This window comes from Arthrobacter agilis (assembly GCF_002953615.1).
GTDB classification, from domain to species: domain Bacteria; phylum Actinomycetota; class Actinomycetes; order Actinomycetales; family Micrococcaceae; genus Arthrobacter_D; species Arthrobacter_D agilis_B.
Window position 1 is genome coordinate 428,093 of record NZ_CP024915.1, and the last position, 9,792, is coordinate 437,884.

7 protein-coding genes and 2 tRNA genes are annotated in these 9,792 nt (G+C 69.4%); 4 read left to right on the forward strand and 5 right to left on the reverse strand.

What is annotated here, in order from left to right:
- Together CVO76_RS02105 and CVO76_RS02110 are read left to right on the forward strand one after the other, a co-directional pair.
- Nucleotides 1–811 (forward strand): winged helix-turn-helix domain-containing protein (locus tag CVO76_RS02105; protein ID WP_432206121.1); only part of this gene is annotated, 811 nt, incomplete at its 5' end.
- A gap of 38 nt (nt 812–849) precedes the next feature.
- On the forward strand, nt 850–1,386 hold the full coding sequence (locus CVO76_RS02110; RefSeq protein ID WP_208740512.1) for a SixA phosphatase family protein: 537 nt from the start codon (nt 850–852) through the stop codon (nt 1,384–1,386).
- Nucleotides 1,387–1,392: 6 nt separating this feature from the next.
- Here CVO76_RS02110 and CVO76_RS02115 read toward each other — a convergent pair whose 3' ends face one another.
- Both CVO76_RS02115 and CVO76_RS02120 read right to left on the reverse strand, forming a co-directional pair.
- Nucleotides 1,393–2,811, reverse strand: a complete 1,419-nt coding sequence (locus tag CVO76_RS02115) for a dihydrolipoyl dehydrogenase family protein (RefSeq protein WP_208740513.1) — start codon at nt 2,809–2,811, stop codon at nt 1,393–1,395.
- A 94-nt stretch (nt 2,812–2,905) separates the two neighbouring features.
- Nucleotides 2,906–2,978: transfer RNA gene (locus CVO76_RS02120), tRNA-Arg, on the reverse strand.
- A gap of 293 nt (nt 2,979–3,271) precedes the next feature.
- On the opposite strand from CVO76_RS02120, the gene CVO76_RS02125 reads away from it, so the two are divergent.
- Nucleotides 3,272–5,152: a phosphoenolpyruvate carboxykinase (GTP) gene (locus CVO76_RS02125; RefSeq protein WP_208740514.1), complete on the forward strand. Its 1,881-nt coding sequence runs from the start codon at nt 3,272–3,274 to the stop codon at nt 5,150–5,152.
- 97 nt (nt 5,153–5,249) lie between these two features.
- Here CVO76_RS02125 and CVO76_RS02130 read toward each other — a convergent pair whose 3' ends face one another.
- A complete protein-coding gene (locus CVO76_RS02130) occupies nt 5,250–6,656 on the reverse strand; it encodes a phosphomannomutase/phosphoglucomutase (RefSeq protein WP_244186155.1) in 1,407 nt (468 codons plus the stop codon).
- A gap of 93 nt (nt 6,657–6,749) precedes the next feature.
- Between CVO76_RS02130 and CVO76_RS02135 the strand changes: the two genes are divergently transcribed.
- Nucleotides 6,750–8,864 carry a RecQ family ATP-dependent DNA helicase gene (locus tag CVO76_RS02135; RefSeq protein ID WP_208740516.1) on the forward strand — a complete coding sequence of 705 codons (2,115 nt, stop codon included), beginning with the start codon at nt 6,750–6,752 and terminating at the stop codon, nt 8,862–8,864.
- Between the two features lie 207 nt (nt 8,865–9,071).
- On the opposite strand, the gene CVO76_RS02140 is transcribed toward CVO76_RS02135, so the two are convergent.
- Both CVO76_RS02140 and CVO76_RS02145 read right to left on the reverse strand, forming a co-directional pair.
- Nucleotides 9,072–9,159 (reverse strand) — tRNA-Ser (locus CVO76_RS02140).
- A 136-nt stretch (nt 9,160–9,295) separates the two neighbouring features.
- Nucleotides 9,296–9,792 (reverse strand): prolyl oligopeptidase family serine peptidase (locus tag CVO76_RS02145; RefSeq protein WP_208740517.1); only part of this gene is annotated, 497 nt, incomplete at its 5' end.

Here is a 9,792-nt window from a genome sequence, read left to right on the forward strand (position 1 = left end):
TCCGGGCTACGTCCATATCTCCCTCCGCTCCCCGCAGAACCGGCAGGCACGCCAGCAGTTCGCTCCCGCCTTCAACGCCCACGCGCCGCAGGTTCCCCACCCCCATTCGCGCCTCCAGGCGGTTCCCGGCGGAGACGCCGCCCAGCCGCTGAGCGCTCCGATCCCCGTGGTCACGCCGAACGGCGTTCCCGGACCGCAGGCGGTCACGGGTGATACCACCGCTCGGGGCTTCGTGCTCTACGTCGCGCTCGACGAGGCCACCGCAGCAGCCGCGGGCACCACGTTCGCCAAGCTGGCGCAGGATGTCCGGTCCTACGTGCGGTCCCTGGTCCCGACGGCGGAGAGCCACGCAGCGGTCGCGCTGGCTCCGGCAGACGCGCCGGGTTCGGACATCGACGTCGTGCGTGCGGCACTCGGCGACCCGACGGTCGCCCGCCGACCCCGTGCCGACGCCATCCCGGCACCGTCGCAGGCCCAGCCCGCCCGCCCCACGGGCGTCCTCATCGACCTGTCGCGCCGCGAGGTGCACCTCGACGGTGAGACGCTGAACCTGACCTTCAAGGAGTTCGAGCTCCTCAACTACCTCGTGGAGAACGCCACGCGTACCGTGGGCCGCGAGGAACTCCTCAGTGGACTCTGGCGCAATGCCGACGAGGTGCCGAACGAACGCACCATCGACGTCCACATCCGGCGCCTCCGCTCGAAGCTCGGTCGCCTGGCCAACACCGTCCGCACCGTGCGGGGGCAGGGCTACCGTTTCTACGACCACCCCGAAGTGGTCGTCTGGGCCGCTCCCGAGTACTCCATCTAGGCTCATGCGCGGCCGGGGGAGGCCATAGACTTCGGATCATGGCCTCCCACCACCTGAAGAAGCTTCTGCTGCTGCGCCACGCGAAGGCCGAGTTCCAGGAGGGCGTCACCGACCACGAGCGCTCGCTCAGTTCGAGGGGCCACGCGGACGCCCCGCTGGTGGGTCGCTGGATGCTCGACCACGACGCCGTCCCCGACTTCATCCTCGTCTCCACCGCCCTGCGCACACGACAGACGTGCACCTGGGTGTGCAAGGAACTCGGCGACAAGGCGCCCACGCCCAAGCTGGAGGACGACCTCTACGCCGCGCGGCCGTCGGAGATCCTCTCCCTGATCAACCACGTGCCGCCGACCGTCACGAGCCTCCTCGTGATCGCCCACAATCCGGGCATCCAGGAGCTGGCGATGCGCCTCGCGTCGGTCCGGTCGAGCGAGCGCGCCGTCATGGATCTCGCCACCGACTACCCGACGGCAGGTCTCACCGTGATGACGTACGACGGCGAATGGGCCGAACTCGACGGCCGCGACGCCGAGGTCACCGATTTCGTGGTCCGCCGCGCGTCGAGCCTTCGCTGACCCCTGCTACATCCCGTACTTCTCCAGCAGCCGCAGCCAGACCTCGCTGACGGTCGGATAGGCCGGCACGGCGTGCCACAGCCGATCGAGGGGCACTTCCCCGACGACGGCGATGGTCGCCGAGTGCAGCATCTCGGAGACGTCCGGTCCGGCGAACGTGACGCCGACGAGCACCTTCCGGTCCTCGTCGACGACGATCTGGGCCCAGCCGCTGTAGTCGTCGGAATGGAGCGACGATCCGGCCACAGCGATCTCGAGTGATGTCTCGGAGGCGTTGACGCCGTCCTTCCGCGCCTGCTCGAGGGTGCGTCCGACCATGCCGATCTCCGGATCGGTGAAGACGACCTGCGGGACCGCCCTCCGGTCCGCGGTCGAGGTGTAGGGGCTCCAGTCCTCCGCGTGGTCCCCGAGTGTGCCCTGTGCGCGGGCGGCGATGGCGTCGCCCGTCATGCGGGCCTCGTACTTGCCCTGGTGCGTCAGCTGGACGATGCCGCCCACGTCACCGACTGCGTACAGCCAGCCGCCGGCGTCGGGCACGCGCCCGGTGTCGTCCCGCGTGAGCTTCTTCGGATCGAGGCCGATGCTCTCGAGTCCGATACCGGAGGTGTGCGGGTGGCGGCCCGTCGAGACGAGCAGCTTCTCGGCGGTGACGCTCCGGCCCTCGCCGATGTCGAGCACGAACAGGCCGTTCTCCTTGCGCACCGAGGTGGTGGCGGTGTCCGTGTGTACATTGAGCCCCTCGGCGCGCAGCGCGTCGAGGACCAGCCCCGAGGCCTCCGGCGGGTAGTTGCCGAGGATGCCGCTCCGCGCGATGACGGTGACCTCCGCGCCGAGCCGCGCGTAGGCCTGCGCGAGTTCGACGCCGGCCACCCCGCCGCCCAGGACGGCGAGGCTGGCGGGGACCTCCTTCGCGGACGTCGCCTCCCGGGTGGTCCAGTAGTCGAGGTCGGCGAGGCCGTCGATGGGCGGGATCGTCGGCGTCGAACCGGTGGCCAGGACGACGGCGTGCCGGGCCTGGTAGGTGGTCGTCGAGCCATCGCCATGGGTGATCTCGACCTCGCGCTCACCGGACAGTTTCGCCCAGCCCCGCTCCAGGGCGATGCCTGCGGAGGCCACCCACTCCTCCTGGGAGGAGTCATCCCAGTTCGAGGTGAACGAGGTGCGGCGGTCGAGGACCTGCCCGGCGTCGAGGGTCCCCGTCACTGCCTCGCGCGCACCGGGAACACCGCGCGCGGCCCGGAGGACGGTGCTGGGGCGCAGGAGGGCCTTGGACGGCATGCAGGCCCAGTAGGAGCACTCACCACCGACGAGGTCGCTCTCGACGAGCACCGCCGAGAGGCCCTTCTGGACCACGCGGCCCGCCACGTTCTCCCCGACGGCGCCGGCGCCGATCACAATGACATCGATGGTCTTGGCTTCACTCATGGGCCGAGCCTTCCACCGACACGGCGAAGGATCAACCCGACGCAGAAAGGCCCCGACCGGAGCCGGGGCCTTTCGATGGTTCAGGGAACCGTTGTGCGCGCGAAGGGATTCGAACCCCCAACCTTCTGATCCGTAGTCAGATGCTCTATCCGTTGAGCTACGCACGCATCCGCAGGTCGTCGATCCGCAGTGCGAACCAGTCCTACAAGCGGGCCGTTTGGCCGTAGACAACTCTAGCGTGGATTCGCCGCGGCGCCTAATCAGCCATGTGACTCGAGGAAAGCTAGACCGGTCTATGTGACCTTTGTCACAGCGAGGGGTGACGTAAGCGTTGGACATCGCCGCCGTGGCGCGGATCTCCGGGGTGCTGTGCCTATTGTTTCCGGGCCCACGCCCTTGCCTGAAATGTCCCACACCTAGCATCGATACACATCGAGCACCCCCAACGAAGGGAAGAGTAATGGGCGATCCCGTACGAGAGCTTGCGGTCGACACACCACCCGCGGGTTCCGAGGTCGGAGCACCGGCGGTCGGGTCCGGTTCCGCGCCGACCACGCACGCCGGCCTGCTGGCCTGGGTGCGGGACGTGCAGGAGCTGACGCAGCCTGCCGAGGTCGTGTGGGTCGATGGCTCCGAGGCCGAGAACACGCGGCTCGCGGACGGACTCGTCGAGTCCGGGACGTTCGTGCGGCTGAACCCCGAGATCTTCCCCAACTCCTTCGCGGCCTTCTCGGACCCCAAGGACGTGGCCCGGGTGGAGGAGCAGACGTTCATCTGCTCGAAGGACGAGCGGGAGGCGGGCTTCACGAACAACTGGATGGACCCGGCCGAGATGAAGGCCAAGCTCAAGGGTCTCTTCGCCGGTTCCATGCGGGGCCGCACGATGTACGTCATCCCCTTCGTGATGGGCCACCTCGACGCCGAGGACCCCAAGTTCGGTGTCGAGATCACGGACAGCGCCTACGTGGTGACCTCCATGCGCATCATGGCGACCATCGGCAGCGCGGTCCTGGACCGGATGACCGAGCTCGGCGCCCCGTTCGTGCCCGCGCTCCACTCCCTCGGCGCCCCGCTCGAGCCGGGCCAGGCGGACGTGCCATGGCCGTGCAACGACGACAAGTGGATCGTGCACTTCCCCGAGGAGCGCTCCATCTGGTCCTACGGCTCCGGGTACGGCGGCAACGCCCTGCTCGGCAAGAAGTGCTACGCCCTGCGCATCGCCTCGGTCATGGCCCGCGACGAGGGCTGGCTGGCCGAGCACATGCTGATCCTCAAGCTCACCTCGCCCCAGGACAAGACCTACTACCTGTCCGCCGCGTTCCCGTCGGCCTGCGGGAAGACCAACCTCGCGCTGCTCGATCCCACGATCGAGGGCTGGAAGGTCGAGACCCTGGGCGACGACATCACCTGGATGCGCTTCGGGAAGGAGGGCGAGCTGCGCGCCGTCAACCCCGAAGCCGGACTGTTCGGCGTGGCCCCCGGCACCGGCTGGCACACCAACCCCAACGCGATGCGCGCCATCGCCAAGGGCAACTCCGTCTTCACGAACGTCGCCCTGACCGACGACGGCGGCGTGTGGTGGGAGGGCATGACCGAGGAGGTTCCGGCGCACCTGACCGACTGGCAGGGCCGGGACTGGACCCCGGACATGGACCACCCCGCGGCGCACCCGAACGCCCGGTTCTGCACGCCCATCGACCAGATCGACATGCTCGCCGAGGAGTTCAACCGGCCCGACGGCGTGGAACTCTCCGCGATCCTGTTCGGCGGCCGCCGCAAGACGACCGTGCCCCTGGTCACGCAGTCCCGTAACTGGGCCAACGGCATCTTCATGGGCTCCACCCTGTCCTCGGAGACCACGGCCGCCGCTGCCGGGGAGGTGGGGCGCGTGCGCCGCGACCCGATGGCCATGCTGCCGTTCATCGGGTACGACGCCGGCGACTACCTGCGCCACTGGCTCACCCTGAGCGCCGGGGCGGACCAGGCCCGGCTGCCCACGATCTTCCTCGTCAACTGGTTCCGCCGCACGGCCTCGGGCGGTTTCGCCTGGCCGGGCTTCGGCGACAACTCGCGGGTGCTCAAATGGGTCATCGAGCGGCTCGAGGGCACGGCCGACGCCGTCGAGACCCCCATCGGTTTCGTCCCCACCGGCGACGCCCTGGACCTCACGGGCCTGGACATGACCCCGGCCGAAGTCGAGGCCGCCGTGCACGTCGACGCGGTCGAGTGGGCCGAGGAACTCGACGGGATCGAGCAGTGGTACGCCCGCTTCGGTGGATCCCTGCCGACCGAGCTCAAGGATCAGCTCGAGGAACTCAAGGAACGCTTCAGCAACGCCTGATCAGCCCCTGGAGATGCGAGAGGCCCCTTCCGCCGGAAGGGGCCTCTCGTCGTCCTGGTGTCTGGTGCCGGATGCCTGATGCTGGGTGGCGGGGCCGCTAGGCGCGGATGACGGCGAGGACGCGCTGCACGAGGTCGTCGAGCGTCTGCGGATCCACGGCCTCCGCATTGAGGCGGAGGTATGGCTCGGTGTTCGACGGGCGGAGGTTGAACCACCAGTTGCCGTGGCCGGGCGTGAAGGTGAGGCCGTCGAGGTCGTCGACCACCACGCCCTCCTGCTCGAACTCCGCGCGGGCCCGGGCGATCGATCCCGGCACGTCCTCCACCTTCGAGTTGACCTCGCCGGAGGAGAAGTACGGCTCGTACTCGCGGCCGAGCTCGGACAGCGGGCCGTCCTGCTCGCCGAGGGCGGCCAGGACGTGCATGGCGGCCAGCATGCCGGTATCGGCATTCCAGAAGTCACGGAAGTAGTAGTGGGCCGAGTGCTCCCCGCCGAAGACGGCGCCCTCCGCCGCCATCACGGCCTTGATGAACGAGTGGCCCACGCGTGTCCGCACCGGACGGCCGCCGTCGTGCAGGATCAGCTCCGGCACCGCACGGGAGGTGATCAGGTTGTGGATGACGACCGGCTCGGTCTCACCGGCGGCCTGGGCGCGGGCGATCTCGCGCCGGGCCACCATCGCGGTGATGGCGCTGGGGGAGACGGGGTGGCCCTGTTCGTCGATGATGAAGCACCGGTCTGCATCGCCATCGAAGGCGATCCCGATGTCGGCGCCGTGCTCGACGACGGCGGCCTGCAGATCGCGGAGGTTCTCCGGCTCGAGCGGATTGGCAGGGTGGTTGGGGAACGAGCCGTCGAGCTCGAAGTAGAGCGGGACGATCTCGAACGGCAGGGCGGGGAGGATGCGATCGCCGAGGACGGCGGGCGTCGTGAGGCCGGCCATGCCGTTGCCGGCGTCGACCACGACCTTGAGCGGGCGCGACGACGAGAGATCCACCTGCGTCCGGAGGAACCGGGAGTACTCCTCGAGGATGTCGCGGACGCTGGTCCTGCCCTGGACCTCCACAGCGGGGATCGAGCCCTCCTCGAGGTAGCGCTCGGCCCGTTCCTGGACGTCCTTGAGCCCCGTCTCCGAGGAGACCGGAACCGCTCCGGGGCGCGTCATCTTCATGCCGTTGTACTGGGCGGGGTTGTGGCTGGCGGTGAAGGTCACGCCGGCCAGGTCCAGGGTGCCGCTCGCGTAGTACAGCTCGTCGGTCGAGATGAGGTCCAGGAAGAGGACGTCGGCCCCGCGCAGGGTCGCACCGTCCGAGAACGCCTTCGAGAATTCGGGGGAGGAGGGGCGCATGTCGCCACCGACGAGGATCGTCTGGCCGGCCAGTCCCAGCGAGTCCACGAAGGCCGCTCCGACGGCCCTCACCGAGTCCACCGTGATGGTCTCGCCGACGATGCCGCGGACGTCGTAGGCCTTGAAGGACGCAGAAAGATCGAAGGTTGTAGTCACGCTCCGAAGTGTATCGGGTGGTATCACACCGTCCGTTGCGCACATGGTGATCGCCCGACGGTGGCTGTCGGAGGTGGCTGGGATACTGGGTGGATGTCGCCGACCACCACGCTGAACGAGCAAGCAACCGCCATCCTGCACACCCTCGTCGGGTCGCCGGACGCGCACTTCCACGAGGGGCAGTTCGAGGCCATCGAGGCCCTCGTCGAGGGTGGACGTCGTGCACTGGTGGTGCAGCGGACGGGCTGGGGCAAGTCCGCCGTGTACTTCGTCGCGAGCCTGCTGCTCCGCGCGCGGGGTGCTGGTCCTACACTCATCGTCTCGCCCCTCCTCGCCCTCATGCGGGACCAGGTGGCCGCGGCGGCACGGGCCGGCGTCCGCGCCGAAGCGATCAACTCGGCCAATCAGACCGAGTGGCAGGAGATCACTGCCAAGCTTCAGGCCGATGAGGTGGATGTCCTCCTCGTCTCGCCCGAGCGGCTCAACAATCCGTCCTTCCGGGAGCTGTACCTGCCGGAGCTCGTGCGGCGTACCGGCCTGCTCGTCATCGACGAGGCACACTGCATCTCGGACTGGGGCCACGACTTCCGGCCCGACTACCGGCGTCTGCGCGAGCTGATCATGGGGCTTCCGCAGGGCGTCCCGGTGCTCGCGACCACCGCGACGGCGAACTCCCGCGTGGTCAAGGACGTCGAGGAGCAGCTCGGGGCGGGCGGCACGGATGTCTTCACGCTGCGCGGCGAGCTGGCACGGAAATCCCTCCGGCTCGGTGTGCTGCGCCTGCCGAGCCCGCGGTCACGCCTCGCGTGGCTGCTCACGCACCTGTCGGACCTGCCCGGCAGCGGCATCATCTACGCCCTGACGGTATCGGCGGCGGAGGACACCGCGCGCCTGCTGCGTGAGAACGGGCACGCCGTCCGCGCCTACACGGGACGCACCGATCCGGCCGACCGCGAGGCCGCGGAGACGGCGCTGAAGAACAACGAGGTGAAGGCCCTGGTGGCCACGAGCGCTCTCGGGATGGGCTTCGACAAACCGGACCTCGGATTCGTGGTGCACCTCGGGGCACCGTCCTCGCCCGTCGCCTACTACCAGCAGGTGGGACGGGCCGGCCGCGGGACGCCGAACGCCGACGTGCTGCTGCTGCCGGGCGCCGAGGACCGCGACATCTGGGAGTACTTCGCCACAGCCTCCATGCCCTCCCAGGATGCAGCCCTCCGGGTACTCGACGCCCTGGAACCCGGCATCGTGCTGTCCACGCCGGCCCTCGAGACCCGGGTCAACCTGAAGCGCTCGCCGCTCGAACTGCTCCTCAAGGTGCTCGACGTCGACGGCGCCGTCCGCAAGGTGACCGGCGGGTGGGAGAGCACGGGGGTGCCCTGGACCTACGACGCCGAGCGGTACCGACGCATCAGCGAGGCGCGGATCGTGGAGCAGCGCTCCATGCTGGACTACGAGAACACCACAGGCTGCCGCATGGAATTCCTGTCGGCGTCCCTCGACGACCCTTCCGCCACGCCCTGCGGGCGCTGCGACAACTGCGCGGGGCCCTGGTACTCGGACGAGGTGGCCCACGAGGCATCGGACTCCGCGAGTCAGGCCCTCAGCAGGGTCGGCGTGGAACTCGAGCCGCGCGGCCAGTGGCCCAGCGGGATGGACAAGCTCGGTGTCCCCCTCAAGGGGAAGCTCAAGCCGAACGAGGTCAGTCTGCCCGGCCGCGCCCTGGCCCGTCTCACGGACCTCGGCTGGGGCAGCCGGCTGCGTGAGCTGATGTCCGATGCCACCCCCGACGCTCCGCTGGACCCTGCCGTGATCGACGCCGTCGTGCGGGTCCTCGCGCAGTGGGGATGGGAGGAGCGGCCCGTCGCCGTGGTCAGCATCCCCTCCAGGCGGCGCCCGGAACTGGTCGGGTCGCTGGCGCAGGCCCTCGCGACCGTCGGCCGCATCCCCTACCTGGGGCGGCTGGACACACCGCACGGCTTCCCGCAGGGACAGCCCGGAGGCAACAGCGCTTTCCGCCTGGCCTCCGTCTGGGACCACTTCGCCGTTCCCGACGAGGGTGCCGCCTGGTTCGCGGCGAACCCCGGGCCCGTGCTGCTCGTCGACGACTTCGCCGACAGCCGGTGGACCATGACCGAGGCAGGGCGGGCGCTGCGCACCGCCGGGGCATCCAGCGTGCTGCCGTTCGCCCTGGCGCTGAAGGCCTGACCCGGCCCTGACCCGGCCCTGATCCAGCCCGTGCGCTGCACGCCCTGCGGGACCGGGCCCTGGTGCTGCCCGGCGTGCGGGACCGGTCCCGGGTGCTGCCCGGCGTCCGGGACCGGGCCCGGGTGCTGACCGGAATCCGCGACGGTCCCGGCGCGGTCGCATGGTCGCGGAAACGAAAAGACCCCCGCAGCTGCGGGGGTCTTTCAGCGGAGACGGGGGGATTTGAACCCCCGGTAGGCTTTAGGCCCACACTTCATTAGCAGTGAAGCCCATTCGGCCGCTCTGGCACGTCTCCATCGGCTATCTCTAGCCTCCCAAGGTTACCCAGAAGGTGACGGCAAGAGCAAAACAGCGGCTGCGGTCCGTACTGTGGGGCCGCATTGTGGGGCCGCATTGTGGGGCCGCACTGTGGGACTGCGCAGAGGATGCCGTCAGAGCGAGCCCGTGAGCGCGCGCCAGAGGAACTCGAAGCTCATCGCGTGCATGCGGGCCGCCTGCCGGTTGTCGGCTGCGCCGGCATGCCCACCCTCCAGCGCTTCATGGAACCAGACGTCCTGGACGCCGAGGTCCTTCATCCTCGCTGCCATCTTGCGGGCCTGGACCGGGCCCACGCGGTCGTCGCTCGTCGCCGTCCAGATGAGGGTCTTCGGGTACGCGACGTCCTCGCGCAGGAGGTGGTAGGGCGAGAAGGTCTGCACGTACTCCCATTCCTCCGGCTTGTCGGGGTCACCGTATTCGGCGATCCAGGAGAAGCCGGCGGACAGTTTCGTGTAGCGGCGCATGTCCAGCAGCGGCACTCCGCACGAGATCGCACCGAACAGGTGCGGGTAGGTGGTGAGCATGTTGCCGACGAGCAGCCCGCCGTTGCTCCTGCCCGTGCAGCCCAGCAGCGCCGGCGAGGTGAGGCGGACATCGCCGAGTGCGCGGC